The 19,829-nt window shown below is 67.3% G+C and carries 17 protein-coding genes; 5 read left to right on the top strand and 12 right to left on the bottom strand.

Going from position 1 to position 19,829, the window contains the following annotated elements:
* The 4 genes from E1263_RS35025 to E1263_RS35010 all read right to left on the bottom strand — a co-directional run.
* Nucleotides 1-2,461, bottom strand: a 2,461-nt coding sequence (locus E1263_RS35025) for an ATP-binding protein (protein WP_132175384.1), incomplete at its 3' end; no start/stop codon positions are given.
* Nucleotides 2,458-3,021 (bottom strand): hypothetical protein, encoded by a 564-nt coding sequence (locus E1263_RS35020; RefSeq protein WP_132175382.1) that lies wholly within the window; start codon nucleotides 3,019-3,021, stop codon nucleotides 2,458-2,460. The genes E1263_RS35025 and E1263_RS35020, both read right to left, overlap by 4 nt.
* Nucleotides 3,021-3,308 carry a hypothetical protein gene (locus E1263_RS35015; RefSeq protein ID WP_132175380.1) on the bottom strand — a complete coding sequence of 96 codons (288 nt, stop codon included), beginning with the start codon at nucleotides 3,306-3,308 and terminating at the stop codon, nucleotides 3,021-3,023. Before E1263_RS35015 ends, E1263_RS35020 begins: the two co-directional genes overlap by 1 nt.
* A gap of 49 nt (nucleotides 3,309-3,357) precedes the next feature.
* Nucleotides 3,358-4,377 carry a conjugal transfer protein gene (locus E1263_RS35010; protein WP_165956852.1) on the bottom strand — a complete coding sequence of 340 codons (1,020 nt, stop codon included), beginning with the start codon at nucleotides 4,375-4,377 and terminating at the stop codon, nucleotides 3,358-3,360.
* A gap of 716 nt (nucleotides 4,378-5,093) precedes the next feature.
* Here E1263_RS35010 and E1263_RS35005 point away from each other — a divergent pair.
* The gene (locus E1263_RS35005; protein ID WP_132175376.1) at nucleotides 5,094-5,969 is read left to right on the top strand and encodes an aldo/keto reductase; all 876 of its coding nucleotides are present in this window, start codon (nucleotides 5,094-5,096) and stop codon (nucleotides 5,967-5,969) included.
* Between the two features lie 82 nt (nucleotides 5,970-6,051).
* On the top strand, nucleotides 6,052-6,441 hold the full coding sequence (trxA, locus tag E1263_RS35000) for a thioredoxin (protein WP_132175374.1): 390 nt from the start codon (nucleotides 6,052-6,054) through the stop codon (nucleotides 6,439-6,441).
* A gap of 251 nt (nucleotides 6,442-6,692) precedes the next feature.
* Here trxA and E1263_RS34995 read toward each other — a convergent pair whose 3' ends face one another.
* The gene (locus E1263_RS34995; protein WP_132175372.1) at nucleotides 6,693-7,958 is read right to left on the bottom strand and encodes an NAD(P)/FAD-dependent oxidoreductase; all 1,266 of its coding nucleotides are present in this window, start codon (nucleotides 7,956-7,958) and stop codon (nucleotides 6,693-6,695) included.
* A 90-nt stretch (nucleotides 7,959-8,048) separates the two neighbouring features.
* Between E1263_RS34995 and E1263_RS34990 the strand changes: the two genes are divergently transcribed.
* A complete protein-coding gene (locus E1263_RS34990) occupies nucleotides 8,049-9,587 on the top strand; it encodes a helix-turn-helix domain-containing protein (RefSeq protein ID WP_132175370.1) in 1,539 nt (512 codons plus the stop codon).
* Nucleotides 9,588-9,794: 207 nt separating this feature from the next.
* Here the strand turns inward: E1263_RS34990 and E1263_RS34985 are convergent, their stop codons facing one another.
* The 4 genes from E1263_RS34985 to E1263_RS34970 form a co-directional block, all read right to left on the bottom strand.
* Complete coding sequence (locus tag E1263_RS34985; RefSeq protein ID WP_132175368.1) at nucleotides 9,795-10,376, bottom strand: DUF305 domain-containing protein; 582 nt, start codon at nucleotides 10,374-10,376, stop codon at nucleotides 9,795-9,797.
* A gap of 99 nt (nucleotides 10,377-10,475) precedes the next feature.
* A complete protein-coding gene (locus tag E1263_RS34980) occupies nucleotides 10,476-11,489 on the bottom strand; it encodes an NAD(P)/FAD-dependent oxidoreductase (protein ID WP_132175366.1) in 1,014 nt (337 codons plus the stop codon).
* Complete coding sequence (locus tag E1263_RS34975; RefSeq protein WP_132175364.1) at nucleotides 11,486-11,995, bottom strand: isoprenylcysteine carboxyl methyltransferase family protein; 510 nt, start codon at nucleotides 11,993-11,995, stop codon at nucleotides 11,486-11,488. Before E1263_RS34975 ends, E1263_RS34980 begins: the two co-directional genes overlap by 4 nt.
* Entirely contained in the window at nucleotides 11,992-13,041 is a 1,050-nt protein-coding gene (locus E1263_RS34970) for a type III polyketide synthase (protein ID WP_132175362.1), read from the bottom strand. The genes E1263_RS34975 and E1263_RS34970 overlap by 4 nt, the downstream gene beginning before the upstream one ends.
* 18 nt (nucleotides 13,042-13,059) lie before the next feature.
* Here E1263_RS34970 and E1263_RS34965 point away from each other — a divergent pair, with 18 nt between their 5' ends.
* A complete protein-coding gene (locus tag E1263_RS34965; protein WP_238161833.1) occupies nucleotides 13,060-13,860 on the top strand; it encodes a UbiA family prenyltransferase in 801 nt (266 codons plus the stop codon).
* On the opposite strand, the gene E1263_RS34960 is transcribed toward E1263_RS34965, so the two are convergent.
* Nucleotides 13,857-14,729, bottom strand: a complete 873-nt coding sequence (locus tag E1263_RS34960) for a LysR substrate-binding domain-containing protein (RefSeq protein WP_132175360.1) — start codon at nucleotides 14,727-14,729, stop codon at nucleotides 13,857-13,859. The two genes, E1263_RS34965 and E1263_RS34960, sit on opposite strands and share 4 nt — an antisense overlap.
* Nucleotides 14,730-14,853: 124 nt before the next feature.
* On the opposite strand from E1263_RS34960, the gene E1263_RS34955 reads away from it, so the two are divergent.
* On the top strand, nucleotides 14,854-16,365 hold the full coding sequence (locus E1263_RS34955; RefSeq protein WP_132175358.1) for an MFS transporter: 1,512 nt from the start codon (nucleotides 14,854-14,856) through the stop codon (nucleotides 16,363-16,365).
* Nucleotides 16,366-16,433: 68 nt separating this feature from the next.
* On the opposite strand, the gene E1263_RS34950 is transcribed toward E1263_RS34955, so the two are convergent.
* The gene (locus tag E1263_RS34950; RefSeq protein WP_202869206.1) at nucleotides 16,434-17,930 is read right to left on the bottom strand and encodes a lysyl oxidase family protein; all 1,497 of its coding nucleotides are present in this window, start codon (nucleotides 17,928-17,930) and stop codon (nucleotides 16,434-16,436) included.
* Nucleotides 17,931-18,082: 152 nt separating this feature from the next.
* Nucleotides 18,083-19,513, bottom strand: a complete 1,431-nt coding sequence (locus E1263_RS34945; protein WP_238161830.1) for a lysyl oxidase family protein — start codon at nucleotides 19,511-19,513, stop codon at nucleotides 18,083-18,085.
* Nucleotides 19,514-19,829: the final 316 nt, after the last annotated feature.

Genomic DNA, 19,829 nt, shown 5'->3' with positions numbered 1-19,829 from the left:
TGGCGTGTTCGGATTCGGGGGTGGTGCGGAGGAGGGCGGCTACGCGCTGGCTGGGGATGTCGATCTGGACGGTGGCTACTTCGTCCCAGCGGTCGCGCATGATGCAGTGGCCGTGGCGGATGGATTTGCCGTTGCCTGCGGTGTTGATGCCGCGGACGAGGGTTTGGTACGGCGCGGTTTGGGGGCGGCCCAGGAGTTCGAGGAGGGAGTCGACCTGTTCGCGGGAGCGGAGGCTGAAGGCGAACAGGGTGGTGATCTGCTCGACGAGGCCGGGGAGCTTCAAGATCGACGCCGGGTCCTGGGTGTCGAGGACCAGGGAGGCGCCGAGGGCTCGGCCTACTCGGGCGATGTAGTCGAGGAACGAGGCGCCGTCGGGGGTCTTCGTCAGGAGGTGGACCTCGGGGACGATGACGACCTTGGCGCGGCCGCGGAACTCGCGGCGGCCGGTGGTGCGGACCATCCAGGCCAGGCAGCCGCGGAGGCAGGCCATCCCGACGCGTTCGATCGGGGACCAGGATTCCGGGGCCGATTCGGGGGACGGCAGGGTGAGGCCGGGCATCTGGACCACCCAGAGGCCGGGGTTGGTGGTCAGGGAGGAAAGGCCGGAGGGTGGGCCCGCGACGACGGACCCGAGGCCGGTTTCGACCAGGTCGCGGAGGGCGAAGCCGACCGTGCGGATCGTTTCGGACTCGGAGTTGCACAGGCGCTGGATGACGCCCCACGACGAGGGGTCGGGAGACTGGATCTCGGCGCGGGTCGCGGCCATGACCGGGGCTTCTGCGGCGCCACGGAGGTGTGGCGGGAGCAGGAGCATCAGCTGGGACGGTGCCTGGAGGAGCGCGTCGTCGACCGGGAGCACGCGGAGCAGGTCCGCGGCGCCGGAGAACTGGGCGGTGATCTCGATGACAGCAGTCGGTACGCCGTACTCCGCCGCGACCGCGGAGACGCCCGCAGCGTCGCCCTTCAGGTCCAACAACGGGACCCAGGCGCCGGCGAAGGCGGAGTCGAGACCGCCGAGCATGGCGGCGGTCGTCTTGCCTCGGCCGGAGCGGCCGAGGAAGAGTGTCGTCGTTGCGTCGCCGAGTGCCGAACCGGCGGCCGCATCGAAGCGGACGAGGCCCGGGGTGGAGCCGGTCAGGTAGCCGATGGCCGGACCGGTCGCGTCACCGATCGACGCACCGCCCCAGAACCAGGAACCGAAGAAGGCGGTCGACTCGCGGACGTGACCGAGGTCAGGGACGCGGAGCTGGTCGCCGGGGAGCGACTCGAGCCACAGGTCGCGCTGCTCGTCGGCGCCGGGGGCGACGGTGATGCCGCGGTCGGCGTAGTGCGCGATGACCGCGTCGACGTACGCGTCGAGGTCTTCGCGGGTGTCGGCGCTGACCAGAAGGCGCGGGTGGTCCTCGACCAGGGTCAGGCCGCTGCGGCTGATGTCGCGCTTGACCTCGCGCATCACGCGCTCGGTCTCGACGATCTCGTCGGCGGTCTCCTCCGCGGTGCCCTTGGCAGCCGAACGGCGCTGCTCCTTGGCACTCTTGCGGGTCTCGTCGACGAGGTGGCGCGCGGACTTCTTGGTGAGCACGCGGAAGCGGACGGAGGCTTCGACGGTGACGTCGATCTCGTCGCCGTCGTCGTCGATCGCCTTGATCTCCGACAGGGTCCGCAGCCACTCCCCCGGGCCCGGGGTCTCGAGCTCCTCGGGGAAGTCGGTCATGGCAAGAACAGAGGTGTACGCCGCGATCTGGCCGCGCGAATCGTAGATGCGCAGGTGATCGGTGTACGGGACGACGCGGCCGGAGGTGAGCCGGGCCAGCGAGGCACCGGTGATCAGGCCACGGCGCGGTGCGGCCACGGCGCCACGGTGCATCTCGCGGCTGATCAGCCAGGAGATGACCTCGGCGGGGGCGGTGTGGGCACGCCACACGGTCGAACCGAGCTGGCGGCCGAGCTTGCGGACCCGCTCGTCCAGGTGGGCGAGCTCGCGCGCGCTCACGCGCCAGGAGGTCGTCCCCAGGGCGTCGCTGATCGACCCGCGGACCTGGGCGGTCGCACGGGGGTCGCGGTCACTGAGGTGGACGCCGAGAGCGACGTACCGCTCGGGCATCCGCATCTCGTCGATCCGGTCGGCGCGGGTCTGGGCCCAGGCCTCGTGGTCGCCGAGCCGGTAGTGGCCGGCCACGGAGTCGAGGTAGTCCTGACCCGTCGAGCGGCCCCAGACCACCTTGAGGTGGCTGAGCCGGTCGCCGAGGATCGTCGCGGCAGCGCTCACGGCCGCGTCCAGGGCCGCGTCCTGCTCGGCCTCGGTCGCCAGGTCCGTGTTCGCCACCGAGATCAGGAACCAGCCCTCGGCGCTGCGTTCGGTGACGAGCAGTCCGTCGGCGATGGCCACCAACCGGGGCGGCGGCAGGCCGCGCTCGCGGCCGACCCCCACCAGGTTCAGGAGCTTGTCAGCGATCTTCATTCGTGCACCTTCCCTGACGAATTCCTGCGACTGACTCTCTGCACGTGATCCGCGCCCAGCAGGCGGGCGCGCTGGTTCACGGTGATCTCCGCGCCCGCGCGGACCATCGGATCCAGCTCGACCGCAGCCTCGCGTTCCCATTCCGGGGTCACTCTGGCCTTCGCCAGGTTGGCCACCTTCTGGGTCGCGACGCGCTCACGCCACGGCAGGTACTCCGTCTTGTCGGCGGCCCGGGCGCCGAGTCCGATGATCGGGCGGTGGGCGCGCAACGCGTAGCGGACGGCCAGCGCCCACTCGGTCACGCGGCGACGGCGTTCGTGGAACTTGCCCGGCCGCCAGCCGAACGCGGTGATCACGAACGGCGGGACGACGTACAGGCTGACGGTGCCCTTCTGGGGGACACCGACGAACGGGAACAGCAGCGCGATCCAGGCCACGATGATCACCGCACCGAAGATGATCATCCGGCGGCGCGCGCCTTCACCGAGGTCGATCCCGAGCAGGTCGTACTGCCGGGTCTCGATCTCGAAGTGGTGGGTCAGGGTACGGCCGACGCGCATCAATTACCCCCGGAGAGCAATCCCCAGAAGCCCTTCAGCACATTGATGGTCTGGTTGTTCGCATAGATCAGCCCCCCGACCAGGACACCGGCCGCGATGTGGCCGAACAGCTCGCCCCACTCGCGCTTGAAGTAGTGCCCGATCGCGCGCAGCACCAGGATCGCGATGAAGATGTTGCCCGCGATGACCAGGACCCAGTCCTTGAAGTCCGCACCCGTCGGGACGTTGGGATTGGCCAGTGGCGCGGTGAGCTGAACCACGCTCGTCGCCAGTTCGTAGGTGGTCATTGCGGTGTCTCCCTTGATGCCTCGGTCATCCGACGGCGGGTTGCTGGTGTCATCCGACGGCAGCCACTTGCCATCGCTGTGCTCCGTCCGTGGCGACAGTACGCCGCAACGTGAGCGTGTACGTCTGGTCGAGCGTGGTGTCTCCCACGCCCTTCCAGGTGACGGCAGCGGTCGCCCGCCGCTCGTCGTCGTTACCGGTGTAGACCTGCCAGTCCTTCAGCTCGCCGAACTTCACGGCGCCGTTCAGGCTGCGGATCGTCGAGCCGGGGGCGGTCACGGCCGAGACCTTGTTGTCGGACTCTGCATACGCACCGAAGAACGCCTTGGCGTCCTCCTTCGTTGCAGCCGTCACCGCATCGTCCGGTGCGCCGGCCGCCGGCATGTTGTCCGGGAGCGGCGCACGGCCGTCCGGCACGAACGTCGGCGGGCCACTGGCCACCACCCGAGCCGCGGTCCGCGCGACCGGAACGGACAGTCGCTGCCAGACGAACGTCCCGGGCGTCATAACGCGGCCCTTGAGGTAGTACTGCTGAACCCGCACCCGTACGTCGACCAGGGCCGCCACGCCACCGGGATCGACCTTGACCTCACCCGGGTAGGCGATGACAGCGACCTGCTTGCCGCGCCCGTTCCAACCTGAGCGACCGTCGAGACCGGCCGCCAGGTCGAGGCCGACCTGAGCCGGCCGGGCATCCGGATTCGCTTCGTCCCAGGACAAGTAGGAGATCGAGTACCGCGTTGCGATGGCGCGCGCTTCGTCGACCGGGAAGCTGGTCTGCCCGCCGACCACCGTCGAGGGGGTCCGGTTCGGACTGACCCAGGACCGGATACCGCTGATGGCTGCGAGCAGCAGAACCGCGACCACCAGGCCGCGGAAGAAGCGCCGGGCCCAGGTCGAGAACGACGACTCAGGCTCGGTCGCCCACGGGGTCTGACCGGGCTCCAGCACCTGCCGAGCCGGACCGGGCGCACCGGGCGCCGCGTGGGCGCCATGAGGCGACCGCTGCCGCAACCGCTCCGGCTGACGCTGGCCAGGACCAGGGCCTGCCTGCTGCGGATCCCCGGGCACCAGTTGACCTGGCTGGGGGTGACCCTGCACCGGCTGACCGGGCTGCTCCGGCGGACGTGCACCGGGACGACGAGGCGGAGCCATCACTCCGCCCGGGGGCGGAGGAGTCTGGGGCGCCGAGTACTGCGCGGCTACGCCCTGTGCTTGGCGAGGGGTGGGTGACACCGGGCCATCGGGGTGGGCCCACCACTCCGGTGCGGTGTTCTGCGGTCGTCCTCGCGCAGCCTTCTTCGGCCGTCGCTGGTCGGACCAGTGTTCACCTTTTGGCGGCAGGTTCAGTGCAGTTCGCCACCAACTCATCGCTACCCGCCCCTCAGACAGCAGTTACGCGGACAGTAGCCGGGAGAATACGGCAAGCAACTGTCCACCGGGAGACCTGTAACCAGGATCCGGATGCTCCATCGCTCCCCGCAGCCATACTGTTACCCCACTCGCGGGAAGTGTCACCTTCAAACGCCAAGCGTGACACCTTCGGTACCGTCGCCATAGCTCCTCTCTCATCTCCGCGTCGTCGATCAGGCAGCGCACACCATGCCACACGCCGCAGACAGATTCGAAAACCCGTGCGAACACCATGGTAAAGACCGCATCAACTGATCACGCATAGTAACCGATCCACGGTCTCCCCTGTGGAAAACTCTCCCGTGGCGAGGGGTCAAAACCTCCTGATGCGGGCATAGGGTCGCAGTACCCCCTGCTACCCCTGGAGGACCAGGATGGAAACTCGCCGACTCGGCCGTCTCGGCCACCAGAGCTCGGTGCTGATCTTCGGCGCCGCCTCGCTCGGCGGTGTCGACCAGGATCGGGCCGACGCCTCGATCCAGGAGGCGCTGGACGCCGGGATCAACCACTTCGACGTCGCTGCCGACTACGGCGATGCGGAGCTGCGGCTCGGCCCGCGGATGCCGGAGATCCGGGACCGCATTTTCCTCGCCACCAAGACCGGCCGCCGGACCTCCGAAGAGGCCTGGAGCGAGATCAATCGTTCGCTGGAGCGGCTGCAGACCGATCACATCGACCTGATCCAGATGCACGCGGTCTGTGACCTGGAGAACCTCGACCTCGTCACCGGCAAGGGTGGCTCGCTCGAGGCCGCGATCCGGGCCAAGGAGGAGGGCCTGGTGACGGCCATCGGAATCACCGGCCACACCGCGCAAGCGCCCGCGGTGCACCTCGAGGGACTGCGCCGATTCGACTTCGACAGCGTGCTCACCCCGCTCAACTACCACCTCTCGACGGATCCCCAGTACGCCGCGGACTACGCCGCGCTGGTGGACGCCGTACGGGCTTCTGATGCTGCGCTGATGACGATCAAGATGATCGCCCGGCGGGGCTGGCGCGACGGCGAGGAGAAGACGTACGACACCTGGTACCGGCCGTTCGACGAGCAGCGCTATGTGACGGCCGCCACGGCCTGGCTGCTGAACGGGCATCCGGAGATCGTCGGGCTCGCGACGGCCGGCGAGACCCGGCTGCTCCAGCAGATGATCGTCGCCGAGCGCGAGCGGGCCGAACTCTCCCCCGAGGATGCCGCGTCGATCCTCCACGAAGTCCAGGATTACGCTTCGCCGTTCATCGACATGCCGATCTGAGACATGCCGATCTGAGCGCCGGGAACACTCGCGGGTGGTTCAGTGTTGAAGCGCGTGTAGTCATCTAACTTCGGAGGTCGTAGTGGCAACGGTCGAGCTGTCCCAGGAGAACTTCGACACGGTCGTCGGGGGCGAAGGCCTCGTCCTGGTCGATTTCTGGGCGGAGTGGTGTGGTCCGTGCAAGATGTTCGGGCCGGTGTTCGAGAAGTCGTCGGAAGAGCACAGCGACATCAAGTTCGCGAAGGTGGACACCGAGGCACAGGTCGAGCTGGCTCAGGCGTTCGAGATCCGTTCGATCCCGACCCTGATGGCCGTTCGCGACGGTGTCGTCCTCTACTCGCAGCCGGGCGCCCTGCCCGGCGCTGCCCTCGAGGACCTGATCAAGCAGTTGCGTGCCGTGGACATGGAAGAGGTCCGGGCGCAGATCGCGGCGCACGAGGCCGAGCACGGCACTGAGCCGCACACGCACTGACATCCTCAGCACAACAACGAATCCCCCGGGTCAGGTGTCCGGGGGATTCGTTGATTGAGGGGAGCGGGCCCCGGGCAGGAGAGCAACGGCCAGGGCCCGCTCCGGGTGCTGACCGTCGCGGTGCTGCAGTGAAACCTGGTGGTTGCCGGGCGGATGAGGCTGCCGTCCGGAGGTGGTTCGCTGCAGTGCCGCAAGAGGTGTGGTCAGTACCGGGCGGAGGACCGATCGACGCCGGTCCTCCTTCGAGAGATTCAGCGCAAGGGGTCGAACGGGGCGAGCTCGGCCGGAGTGCGGCCGGTGGTGATGGTCTCGGCCAATAGCTGGCCGGTGATCGGGCCGAGCGTGATGCCCCACATGCCGTGACCGCCGGCGGCGTACACCCGCGGCGACGCGGTGGCACCGATGATCGGCAGGCCGTCGGGAGTGCAGGGCCGCGGGCCGACCCACTCGAAGGTGCGAGCGTCCAGGTCCGCGTCCCGCAGCAGCGGCCGGGCCGCCTCCACGATGGCGTTGATCCGGCGCGGGTCCAGCTTGGCCTCCGGCTTGCGGAACTCCATCATCCCGGCCACCCGCAGCCGGTCGCCGAGCGGCGTACAGGCGACGCGCTGCGCCGGGAAGTAGACCGGACCGGCGGGGACGTGGGCAATCGGCACGCTGAAGCTGTAACCGCGACCGGCCTGTACGACGGTCTTGACGCCGAAGTCCTTGGCCAGATCGGTCAGCCAGGCGCCGGTCGCCATCACGACCGCGTCGAACGGGTCGGTCTCGCCGTCACCGGTGACCAGGCGGACACCGCGGATCTCGTCAATGATGTCCTTCACCACGACGCCGGTGATGATCTGGCCGCCGCGGGCCACGACCGAGTCGGCGAGCAGCTGGACGTAGTTGCCGGGGTTGATGAAGCGCTGGCCGTGCAGCCGGATCGCGGCGCCGATCTCGTCGGACAGCGACGGCTCGATCTCGCGAGCGTCGTCACCGCTGATGGCCTCGAACTCGATGCCTTGGCCGGCCGCGTGGATGTGCTCGATCTCTTCAAGCAGCACACTGCGCTCGGCCTCGGTCCGGTACGCCGCCAGGAACGACTTGGCCTCGTACGTCTGGGCCTCGACCCCGGCCTTGGCCAGGAAGTCGAACGCCGGCAGGGCCTGCTTGTTGATCGGGACCAGCGCCTCCATCGCGGTCTTCCAGCGCCCGGCGGTGCTGTTGCGAGCGAAGCGGGTGAGGAAATTGAGGAGCCGCGGGCTCGCAGTCGGTGGGACATACACCGGGGAGGACGGGCTCAGCACCGCACGGACGCCGTACTTGAGGACTGCCGGCTCCGGCAGCGGAGTGGCCAGGCCGGGTGTCAGCCAGCCGGCGTTGCCCCAGGAAGCACCTGCGGCGACACCTTCGCGGTCGAGAACGGTGACCTCGACACCCGCCTCCTGGAGGAACCAGGCGGTGGCCAGACCAACCATGCCCGCGCCGACGACTGCTACGCGATCGGGGACGATGTGAGTGGAGCCTGCTGCGACCATGTATCGATGGTGCGCCCGCTCCAGACGGCTGTCATGGTGCGATCACACCATTCGCGGGACAAATGACTGTGCTCAGCGCACAATAACTTAATGATCACCGCGCCTGACCTGGTCGTTGCCGTCGGTCCTGCCCTGTTCGAGGTGGTGGTCGCCGGTCAGGGTGACACAGAGGTCCGCGACGTTTTCCTCGCCGACCCGCAGGAGCCTGCAACCGGTCACCCAGGCGATCTCGTCCTGGGGCTCGGCCTGCGCGGCCCTGAGGACGCCGTGGAGTTCGTGGAGCGCTGCGCAGCCGGCAACGCCTCCGGAATCATTCTCCGTACGACGCTCGCCCAGGAGACGGCCGTGATCGCGGCAGCCGAGCGGTGGTCGCTCACGCTGGTCGCGCTGCAGCCCAGCGTTGCCTGGGCGCATGTGGTGTGGCTGCTGCGCGGAGTCATCGACCGCGCAGCAGCACCGGACTCCCCCGTGGCTGGCGACGCCGGGGTGCACCAGGAGCTGTTCGCTCTGGCCGATGCAGCGCGGGCGATCGTGGACGCACCGGTGACCATCGAGGACAACCAGTCCAGGGTTCTGGCGTACTCCTCTGGTCAGGACCTCACAGACCCGGCCCGGGTCTCCACCATCGTCGGCCGGCGGGTGCCACCGGAGGTAGTGGCGCATTTCCGGGCCAGAGGGATCTTCCGGCGGCTCGCCCGGTCCAGTGAGCCGTTCCTGGTTCCTGCTGGGCCAAACGGCATCCGCCCGCGACTCGTCGTACCGGTGCGGGCTGGTGGTGAGTGGCTGGGGTCCATCTGGGCTGTGGTCGACGGTCCGGTCAGTGCTGAGGTGATGACCGAGCTCAGCAATGCTGCGTCGGTGCTGGCGCTGCACCTGCTCCGGTTGCGGGCGCAGGCCGATGTGGCGCGGCGCAGTTCGATCGACCGGCTGCGCACGCTGCTCCGACAGTTCTCACCGGACAATCCGGTCGACGTACGGCTTCCGCCGCAACCATGGCGGGTTATCGCACTCTCCTCGCCCGAGGAGTACGACGTACCGCAGCAGCTCGATCTGTGGGAGTCGGCCGGGCGGCGGCATGGCTGGAGCGACCCACACCTCGCCGACCTGGACGGGACTGTCCTTGCGGTCGTCACCGATGCAGAGGGCCCCGGCTCCTGGCCCTGGCTGGCCAAGCTGGTTGCAGACCATGCCAAGGGCTCTATAGCTGCAGCCGGCGGTCCAGCGCGCGGCCCTGCCGACCTGCCGAGCTCCCGGGCCGAGGCGGTCGAACTACTAGGCCTCGTACGGCGAGGAGTCGCGCCCGGACCGGTATTGCGCGTCGAGGAGGCGTGGCACGTCCTGACGGTTCATCGAGCGGTCATGTCGCTGGACGTGAACAAGATGGACGGTCCGCTCGCAACACTGCTGCGGCACGACATCGAGCACGACACCGGATTCGTCGAAACATTGCAGGCCTGGCTCGAGCATCCGGGGCAGCCACAGCGGGCGGCGCGCGAACTGCACCTGCACACGAACACCTTGCGGCACCGGATGAAGCGCATCGGGGAGATCGCCGCGCTCGATCTGAGTGATCCAGTGGAACGACTGGCATTGCAATTGCAGATCGCGACCGTCCGGACTGGCCCTTGAGCACTGAGATCTATGCCACAGGCTCATGTAACAAGGCTTCATTTACCGGCAATGGTTGAGCAACATCCGGCTGACAGAGTCTTCCTTGTTGCGCATCCAGCTCTTCACCAGGGAGCTGGAGACGTGACCGGGTCCGGACTCTTCACCAGGGAGCCCGGGCTCACTGGGCCCGGCGGTTGTCTGAGCGACCGCCGGGCCCACACATGTTTATAGCGCTGCCAGTTCTTTTAGCTGAGCCGCGCGGCCGGCCTGGATCTCCCCCGCCAGGTACTTCACCGCGGCATCCTTGCCGTTCTTCGTAATGTCCTTGGCCAGCCTGATCGACTCATTCAGATGCTCCTTCAGGTTCTTCGCGAAGAGCTGGTCGAAGGCGGGCCCGGATGCCTTGCCGAGGGCAACGATCTCGGGCTCGGTCATCATGCCGGTCATGTCGTGCCCGGCGTGCGGGTTGCGGACCGGCATCCCGGACCGGGTCCGGTTCAGCTTGAGCTTCTCCACCTCGTCGCGGTACCCACTGGCGACCGCAGTCGCGAACGCCCGTACGGCGGGGTCGGCGGACTGCTTCTCCGCCATCCCGAGCACCTGTAAGAGCTGGTCGTCCATCGGGATCATCAGCTCGATCCAGGCCAGGTCGTTGGAGTTGAAGGACGGGTCGATCTTCCACTCGGCCTCCGGCGTACTGGCCGCCGTCATGGTCGGAGCCGGCGGGGCGGCGGGCGGAGTGGCGGCGACCGAGGATCCGCACCCGGTCAGCGCAGCGAGCAGGGCAACGACAACAAGAGCTTTCATGGGCGGACTCCTCGAAAGCGGAAGGAGGGGGCGGTTCTGGCGAGGGTACCGAGCGTGGTGAATGACGTACAGAGGGTGGCGGAAAGCCGACACCTCGGCTCAGGACAGCCGGTTGACGATGCGTGCGTAGACGCCCGGGAGCCTGGCCGCGGCCGGGACGATGTGCGGCGCGAGCAGGCTGCGATTACGGGCCCAGAGCAACGATGCGGTCAGCAGACGGCACTCACGAGAGACGCGACGCCAGGCTGCTTCATAGTCGGCCGGACGGCCCACACGGACGCAGTCGACGAGTTCCGCGGAGGTGCGGAGCGCCACGGCGATCCCCTCACCGGTCAGAGCATCGATGTAGCCCGCTGCGTCGCCCACGAGCAGCACGCGACCCGCTACGCGCCGGTGGACGCGTTGGCGGAGCGGTCCGGCGCCCATGACCGCAGATACCGGAGCAGCCGAGCAGAGGCGGCGCTTGAGGGCAGGGAACGCGTCCAGATGGGAGTCGAAGGTGCCGCGCGCAGTGGTGAGGATTGCTACGCCGACCAGGTTGTCGGCGACTGGAGTCACGTACGCCTCCCCCAACCCGGACCAGTACACCTCAACCAGGTCTGTCCAAGGCGACACCCGGTAGTGCTGGCGCAATCCCCGGCGGGGCGCTCCCGTACTACCGCCTAGGTCGAGCTGGCGGCGGATTGGCGAGTGCAGGCCGTCGGCCGCTGCGAGGTAGCGGGCAGTGTGGCCAGCAGCGGTGACCGAGGTGTCGTTCTGGGTGATCGGTCCGATGCGGGTGTGGTCGATCGGAACGTTCAGCTCGCTGAGGCGGTCTAGAAGAGCTTGATGAAGCGTGGTTCGGCGGACACCCAGACCGGGACCGGCGGTGAAGCGAGCGTCTACGGAGTGGCGAGCGTCCAAGTAGCGGATGCCATGGAACGGCCGACCGCTCGGGTGGACTCCAAGGCGCGCGAGGTAGTCCACCGCACTGTGGGCGATGCCTTCACCGCATGCCTTGTCGATGGGACCTGTGCGCGGTTCCAGGACCACGACGGACAGACCGGCCAATGCGGCTCGGATGGCGGTGGTGGCTCCCGCTGGGCCGCAGCCGGCGACCAGGAGGTCGATCACTTGACCAGGGCTGCGTTGAGCGCGGCTTCCTCAGAACGGATTCGTACGGCGAGCAGTGGGATGTTGAGCAGTGTGAACACCACAGCGGTGAGCCAGCCGGTGTGGACGAGCGGTAGCGCGATCCCCTCGATCACCACGGCCACGTAGTTCGGGTGCTTGAGGAACTTGTACGGTCCGCGCGCCACGAAATGCAGACCCGGTACGACGATCACTCGGGTGTTCCACTGTTGTCCGAGCGCGCTGATGCACCACCAGCGCAGCCCCTGCGACAGGATCACCAGAGCCAGCATGGTCCAGCCGAGTGCTGGGATGAACGGACGGTGGAACGACTCTGCCAGGCACCCGAAGAGCAGGCCGGTGTGCAGGACAACCATGAACGGGTAGTGGCCGAGCCCGGACTCCACACCGCCCTGTTCGAAACTCCATCGAGCGTTGCGCTTCGAGACCACCAACTCAGCGACGCGTTCGAGTCCGACGAGCACTACCAGGACGACGTACCAGTTCATGACCACTCCAGCAGGACGAGCTCGGAACAGAAGCCTGGGCCCATGGCGAGCAGGAGGCCCATCCCCGAAGGATGCAGGGTCAGCGTGTCACCGAGCACGTGCAGCACCGAAGAGGAGGAGAGGTTGCCGACCGCATCGAGTGACTTCCAGGTCAGGTCGAGCGCACCGGGGCGTAGCTCGAGTGTCTCGGCTACCGCCTCCAGCACCTTCGGTCCGCCGGGATGACTCACCCAGGTGCCGATGTCGGGCACAGTCAAACCCCGCTCGGCCAGAAAACGCCGTACGTCGCCTCCTAGATGCTTCCGGACCACCTCGGGCACATCTGCGCCCAGCACGATCCGGAAGCCGCCAGAACCGACGTCCCAGCCCATCACTCGTTCGGAGTCCGGGTAGAGCCGGCTCCGGGTCGCCAGCACCGACGGTCCGGCCGCCAACGGGTGCTCTGAGCCAGTCAGGACGACAGCGGCCGCACCGTCACCGAAGAGCGCACCACCGACGAGGTTGGGAAGCGATGAGTCGTCTCGCTGCAGGGTGAGTGAACAGAGCTCCACAGACAGCAGTACGGCGACCTGCTTCGGCCAGGCAAGCAGATAGTCGTGCAGACGGGCGATCCCGGCCGCACCGCCGACACAGCCCAGCCCGAAGAGCGGTAGCCGCTTGACGTCATCACGCAGCCCCAGCCGCATCGCAACCCGCGCGTCAATGGATGGCGCGGCCACTCCGGTCACAGTGGTGAACATCAGGACGTCGACGTCCGACAGCTCGAGCCCTGCGTCCGCTACGGCACCAGCGACTGCCTCCGCGCCTAGATCGACCGCTGCGGCAATCCATGCGTCGTTGGCAGCGCCGAAGTCCTTCAGCTCGGCGTACTGCTCAAGTGGAAGTGCCAGATGGCGTGACGAGACTCCTGCATTCGCATGCAGTCGCTTCAGCAGTCCAGCCCCCCGACCGTCCGGCAGACACATCGCAGCGAAAGCCTCAGTCAGCTCTGCCTGCTCATACCGGTACGGCGGCAACGCGGGCCGGACCGCTGCGATCCGCGTCATCGTGACATCGTGGTGTCGGTGAGAGCGCTGAAGGGACTGGCACTCGCCAGCCATCTTGGACCGACTGTTGCGGTCACAGCGCTGGTGACCGCCGTGGCCTGGTCGGCCGGGCGCAGTCCCACTGGGTGTCTCCTGGTCGCAGCAACGATCCTCACCGGCCACCTCTCGATCGGCTGGAGCAATGACGCGATAGATGCCGCCCGCGACACCATTGTGAACCGGAAAGACAAGCCGGTGGTGCGCGGGCTGGTGAGTCGCCGCACCCTGGCGGTCGCAGCCGGGCTCATGCTGGTGATCACCGTCCCCGTCTCACTGGCCAACGGACTGGCGGCCGGACTGGTTCACCTGCTCTTCGTGGCCTGCGCGTGGGCGTACAACCTCGGCCTGAAGTCCACCGTCATCTCCTGGCTTCCGTACGCCGTTGCGTTCGGCGGACTGCCTTCGTTTGTCACTCTCGGGACCACCCACACGTGGGCGCCCTGGTGGGCGACCATGGCGACCGCACTACTCGGGGTCGGTGCCCACCTGGCAAACGTCGTACCGGACCTGGCTGATGACCTAGCAACCGGCGTACGGGGCTGGCCGCAGCGGTTGGGCGCTCACGCCCGCCTGCTCGCCCCACTCCCCCTGGCAGCGGCAGCCGGACTGCTGGTGATCGCACCGGCCGGTCCAATCGGCCTCATAGGCTGGCTAGCGCTGGCAGCTGCCGCGGGGCTGCTCATAACCATCGTCCTGTGGAAGCAAGCACCCTTCCTGGTCACGATCGCCATCGCCGGAGTGAGCGTGGTGGCGCTCATCATCAGCGGAGGCACGCTCTAAGCGGCATCTGGCTTCAGTGGGGCGTTGCTGCCGAGGATGGCCGCGGTCAGAGCTTCGGCTGGCTCTTTGGCCGCTCGGGGGTTGGTAATCAACACCAGGTCGATGGCCGGCAGCTCTGGGAGCCCTGCGCTGGGTGGGGGTTCCACCAGGTCAGCAGGCATCAGCGTGCGCGCGAAGATCGCAATGCCGAGTCCAGCCCGCACAGCAGCCAGTACGCCGTTCACTCCGCGCACGATGCAGGTGATGCGGCACGAGCGTCCCGCCTGCTCCAGCGTCTGCACGCCTAGCGAGCGGCTGAGACTGGGAGCCTGGTAGGCGACCAGAGGCACAGGGCCGTCCGGAGCGATCCGGGTGCCCGCGATACCCGCCCACACCAGCGGGTCTCGGCGGACGAGACGACCGTTGGGCTCGTAGCCAGTGCCAACGGAGTGTTTGACGTAAGCCAGATCCAGGTGACCAGACTCAACCCGCCGAAGCAGGTTGGGGCTCTGCGCAACCGTGAGCTCCAGGTCGATCCGCGGATAGAGCTGGCGGAAGTCCCGCAGGATGCGCGGCAGCGGCGTGAGCGCGAGGTCGTCGGTGACGCCGAAGCGCAGCCGACCGCGCAGCTCCGAGCCGGTGAAGTACCCAGCAGCCTCCTCATGCGCCGCCAGGATCGTCCGGGCGAAACCGGCCATAGCGTCACCGTCGGCAGTCAGAGTGACGGTCCGGGTGTCACGGAGAAACAAGGGCCGCCCCACCGCGGCCTCGAGCTTGCGGACGTGCTGACTGACCGTGGGCTGACGGATTCCGAGGCGCTCGGCCGCCTGCGTGAAGCTCAGTGACTGGGCGACCGCCAGGAACGTCCGGAGCTGGTCGGGGTCGTACATCGATGGACCTCCTATCACGGGACGTTATAAGAGTAATAGGAGTAATTCGCTGTCGGAATCCAGGTCCAACAGTCAAGGATGGAACTGTCCTCCCCTGACAACCCCATTTGCGTAGGGATCTCCTTTGACCACCCGGACCAGCGGTCCTGTCCGAGAAGCCGACACCCACACCCACAACACCCAACACAGCGAACCCAACCGCCGCCCCGGGTTCCGCGAAACTTTCAGTGCCCTGCAGGTGCGCAACTTCCGCCTCCTGGTCAGCGGTCTGCTGGTCAGTTCGACCGGCGGCTGGATCCAGCGCATCGCCCAGGACTGGCTGGTGCTGACGATCACCGGCAGCGCCACCGCGGTCGGCATCACGACCGCCCTGCAGTTCCTCCCGACTCTTCTCCTCGGCCTGTACGGCGGTGTGATCGCCGACCGGTTCCCGAAGCGGAAGATCCTGCTCGTCACCCAGATCTCGATGGGCGTAGCGGCCGCCGTACTGGCTGTGCTCGCGTTCACCGGCGAGGTGCAGGTCTGGCAGGTCTACACGATGGCGCTGTTCCTCGGCCTGGCCACCGCCGTCGACAACCCGACGAGACAGTCGTTCGTCACCGAACTCGTCGGCCGCGACCGAGTCCGCAACGCGATCAGCATGGTGTCGTCGACGTTCCAGCTGGGCAGCATGATCGGCCCGGCACTCGGCGGTGTCCTGCTCGGGACACTAGGCGCCGGCTGGGCGTTCGCGATCAACGCGTGCACGTTCTTCGCTTCGATCTCCGCGCTGCTCATGATGCGCGAGAGCGAGATGCCCGCGCGCAAAGCTGCAAGACAAGCGGGGCTGCGGATCCGGGACGGTCTCCGCGACGGCCTGCAGTACGCGTTCCACGAACCAGCCGTCCGCTGGGCGATCGCTCTCGTCGGCATCTACGGCATGTTCGCGATCAGCCTGCCGGTGACACTGACGGCGTTTGCCGACCGCGTCTTCCACACCGGCGCCACCGGGTACGGCGTACTGAACTCTGTGGTCGCGGTTGGCGCGCTGGCCGGTGCGCTGCTGTCGGCGCGCAGGGTGCGGCCGACGCGACTGCGCAACTTGGTCGGGATCGCGGCCCTGCTCACCGTCACCGAGGTGCTCGCCGCCATCCAGCCCTCGCTCTGGACCTTCATCCCGGTCCTCGCAGTGATGGGCATGGCGACCCTGATGTTCCTAACCGCCTGTCAGTCGATGGTCCAACTGACCACTCCGGATGGTCTCCGCGGCCGCGTCTCCGGGATCTACAACCTGGTCTTCATCGGCGGCGGCGCGATCGGCGGTCCGCTGGTCGGGCTGATCGCGCAGAACTTCGGCGCCCGTGTCAGCCTCGCCCTGGCCGGTCTCGTCCCGGCCATCGCCACCATCCTCATCGGCCTCCGGCTCCGCAAGGACGGCCGCTTCCGGGTTGTCCTGGTGCGCACCCGCTCCCCCTGGCACCAGGTCCCGCTCCGCCTCACCCTGCAGCAATCCCCCATCCAGCTCGCTGCCCCCAAGCCCTTTGAGCACCCACCAGCCATCAAGACCGACGAAAAATGGCTGACCGGTGCTCAAAGCGAGCCGCTGCGCTGCCCGGCGAACGCCCGCCCGCGCCGCACCAGACTGCGCACCAAATAGAAGGAACCCCGAAGACCACCGGCGAGGGCGGTCTTCGGGGTCCTCCGTAAGAAATGACGCAGCCGCACTTACGGGGTGTTGATCACGCCAACCGGCGGGACCTTCAGCGTGCGGGCGCCCTTGACGCCGCCCAGGATGACCTTGCGCAGTGCGGTGTTGTTCTTGGTGTTGCCCTCGACCAGCTTGCCGTCCGGGTTCGCCTTGGTCTCGACGAAGTACTCCCCGTTCGGCAGGTCGGTGATGTCGAACGACTGACCCGGCTTGGTCTGGTTGTAGGTGTCACCGGATCCGACGTCCAGGACCTCACGCACCGACAGCGACGTGTGGTCGCCGCAGGCGGTGTGCAGGTCCGTGTTCGACGGGTGCCAGTTCGCGTTCTTCACCGTGTAGTCCATCATGTCGGTCGCGGCCAGGCAGAAGGCTTCCTTCTGACTGCGGACGACCTCGGACTGCGTGGCGTTCAGCAGGCTGTAGCGGGCGAAATCGGTGAAGTGCCAGTGCACGTGCCCCTCACGCGGGTCCCACTCCATCGTGCCGGTGTTCTTGTAGCCGACCTCCTTGCCCTTGTCGTCGTAGAAGTACTGGAAGGCGTCCATGACGTCCTTGCCCTGACGGCGGAAACCGTCCAGTACCAACGGCGACGGTCCGGCGTTCCAGACGGTCGCACCGAACGACAGGTACTCGTGACCGGCCTCCGGCGTGCCCTCTTCACCCTTGTCGATCGACATCCCCCACGCGGGCACCGAGACCAGGTCCGGCTTCGGTCCCTTCGGCGTGGTCGCCTTGCCGGTCGGACGCGCCGCGTGCGGCACCAGCGCCTTGCTCTTCAGCGCCGGCTTCTTCGCGGCACCCTTGGCGGCGAAGCAGCCCCGGACACCCTCACCCGGGTGACACGGGTCCTCGTTCGGGACCACGGTGACGTTCAGCTTGACCGTCGACTGGTTCGCCGGGAGCTTGAAGAAGTCACGGTAGGCCTTGTTCACCGTCAGCGTGGCCTTGTACTTGCCGACCGGAACCTTGACCGGCTTCGCCATCGGGTCGTAACTGCTGGTGTTGGCCGACCAGCCGGTCTGCAGCCCCCAGACCGCACCCGTGGTGAACGGGTTGGAGTTGCAGTAGTTCGGGTACGGCGACGTGGCCGGGGCATCCGGCCTCGTCCGCGAGCCGTCTCCGTTCAGGCACAGCGACTGGTCGATGTCGAGCACCTTCTTGCCGGCCGGGTCGGTCAGCGTGATGTGCAGGAACTTGGCCAGCCCGGAGAAGTCCGTGACCATGCCCTTGGGCAGTGCAATGGCCTTGCCCTTCACGTACTGCTTGGCGACGACAGGCGAGTTGAAGTTCGCCCGGGTCGCACGCACCTCGATCGGTGCATTACCGGCGACGACGTACGTACTGAAGTTGAGATCAGTGCCGTACTCCTCGTCGGTCGTCAGCGTCACATCCGTGACCGGCGACACCAGAGCCAGCGCGGGCCTGGCGGGCGCCGCGGACCCTGCTGCCGATGCACTGGTCGCCGCCAACGCGACCAGACCGGCCGCACTGGCCGCCGCGATCGCCGTTCGCACGGCCTTGTTCGACGAAATGATGATGGAACCCCCTCCACATCGGGCCGGGTCCTCACGAACCGGCCTCTGTGCGTACGACGCGCAACCCCCCACCCAAGGTTGATGCCAGGACCGTTGCGGTCACGTCACAGTCAGTCATCGGCTCGTGATAATTACGGAACGTCGATCACGCCGACAGGAGGAACCGTGACCGTGCGTGCACCCTTGACTCCGCCCAGGACCACCCTGCGCAGAGCAGTGTTGTTCTTGGTGTCGCCCTCGAACAGCTTGCCCTCCGGGTTCGCCTTGACCTCGACGAAGTACTCGCCGTTCGGCAGGTCGGTGATGTCGAACGACTGCCCCGGGCGGAACTGGTCGTAGGTGTCACCGGATCCGACATCCAGGACCTCACGGATCGATAGCGAGTCGAGCTCGCCACAGGCGGTGTGCAGGTCGGTGTTTTCCGGGTGCCAGTTGGCGCCCTTGACGGTGTAGTCGATCGCGTCGGTCGCGGCCAGGCAGAAGGCTTCCTTCTGACTGCGGACGACCTCGGACTGCTCGGCGTTCAGCAGGCTGTAGCGGGCGAAATCGGTGAAGTGCCAGTGTTCGTGGTCTTCTCGCGGGTCCCACTCCAGCGTGCCGGTGTTCTGGTAGCCGACCTCTCTGCCCCTGGAATCGTAGAAGTACTGGTATGCGTCCATCAGATCCGTGTTCTTACGGCGGAAACCGTCCACCACCAGCGGCGACGGACCGGCGTTCCATACGGTCGCGGAGAACGTCAGGTAGTCGTTGTTGCCACTCCTGTCGATCTCGATCCCCCACGCCGGCACCGGCACCAGGTCCGGCTTCGGGCCCTTCGGCGTCGTCGGCCTACCGGTCGGCCGCGCCGCGTGCGGCACGAGCGGCTGAGCCTGGGCATGAACATGAGCCTTGGGCGCCGGCTTCTCGTCATCGCTCACGACCGTGACATTCAGCGTGAGCTTCACCTGCTTGGCCGGGATCTTGAAGTAGTCGCGGTACGCCTTGTTCACCGTGACCGTGGCCTTGTACTTGCCTACGGCAAGCATGACCGGCTGCGAACCGCGACTGTCGGTGCTGAGCGACCAACCCGCCTGCAGCCCCCAGACCGCACCCTGGGTGAACGGATTGGCCGCACAATTTTTCGGGTACGGCGACGTGGGCGGAGCGTCCGGCCTGGTGCGCGCGCCGCGACCGTTCAGGCACAGCGTCTGGTCGACCTCGGCCGCCTTCTTGCCACTCGCATCGGTCAGGACGATGTGCAGGAACTTCCTCAGGCCGGAAAAGTCCGTGACGAACCCCTTGGGCAGCGTCACGGCCTTACCGTTGACGACCTGCTGGGCGACGACGGGCGCTTGGTAGTTCGCGCGCGTCGCGCGCACCTCGATCGGTCCGTTACCGGCGACGAGATAGGCACCGAGGTCCAGATCGGTACCTTCTTCATCGGCTGTCAGTGTCACATCCGTGACCGGCGCCACCAGGGTCAGCGCGGGCCTGGCGGGCGCCGCTGAACCTGCTGCCGATGCACTCGACGCCGCCAACGCGACCAGACCGGCCGCAGTGGCCGCCGCGATCGCCGTTCGCACAGCTTTGTTTGACGAAATGATGATGGAACCCCCTCCATACATCGGGCCGGGTCCTCACGAACCGACCTCACCGTGAACAGTGGAGCACTCTCCGATGAAAATTGGAATAAAATCGTTCGGATTTCATTACAATCCGCGGATTCAAACGGCTCTTGATACTTGACGACGTAAATTAAGCGACCCTACGGTGGGCCGCGTGAACAGACGCCGTGTCACCACTGTCCTGGCTGCCGTCGCACTGGTGACGACGACAGCCGTGATGTCCCCCGCCGACGCCGTCCTGCCCCTCGCCGCCCAGCCCCTCACAGCACAGGCC

It is taken from the genome of Kribbella antibiotica (assembly GCF_004349055.1).
Classification (GTDB): domain Bacteria; phylum Actinomycetota; class Actinomycetes; order Propionibacteriales; family Kribbellaceae; genus Kribbella; species Kribbella antibiotica.
Note: the sequence above shows the minus strand (reverse complement) of the source record. Positions and strands in the feature narration are given on the sequence as shown.

Excerpts from the sequence above, each read along its gene's own strand:
- E1263_RS34975 (WP_132175364.1), bottom strand. The coding sequence starts at position 11,995 with ATGAACTGGTACGTCGTCCTGGTAGTGCTCGTCGGACTCGAACGCGTC.
- E1263_RS34985 (WP_132175368.1), bottom strand. The coding sequence starts at position 10,376 with ATGAAAGCTCTTGTTGTCGTTGCCCTGCTCGCTGCGCTGACCGGGTGC.
- E1263_RS34960 (WP_132175360.1), bottom strand. The coding sequence starts at position 14,729 with ATGTACGACCCCGACCAGCTCCGGACGTTCCTGGCGGTCGCCCAGTCA.
- E1263_RS34990 (WP_132175370.1), top strand. The coding sequence starts at position 8,049 with ATGATCACCGCGCCTGACCTGGTCGTTGCCGTCGGTCCTGCCCTGTTC.
- E1263_RS34970 (WP_132175362.1), bottom strand. The coding sequence starts at position 13,041 with ATGACGCGGATCGCAGCGGTCCGGCCCGCGTTGCCGCCGTACCGGTAT.
- E1263_RS35005 (WP_132175376.1), top strand. The coding sequence starts at position 5,094 with ATGGAAACTCGCCGACTCGGCCGTCTCGGCCACCAGAGCTCGGTGCTG.
- E1263_RS35020 (WP_132175382.1), bottom strand. The coding sequence starts at position 3,021 with ATGCGCGTCGGCCGTACCCTGACCCACCACTTCGAGATCGAGACCCGG.
- E1263_RS35015 (WP_132175380.1), bottom strand. The coding sequence starts at position 3,308 with ATGACCACCTACGAACTGGCGACGAGCGTGGTTCAGCTCACCGCGCCA.
- E1263_RS34995 (WP_132175372.1), bottom strand. The coding sequence starts at position 7,958 with ATGGTCGCAGCAGGCTCCACTCACATCGTCCCCGATCGCGTAGCAGTC.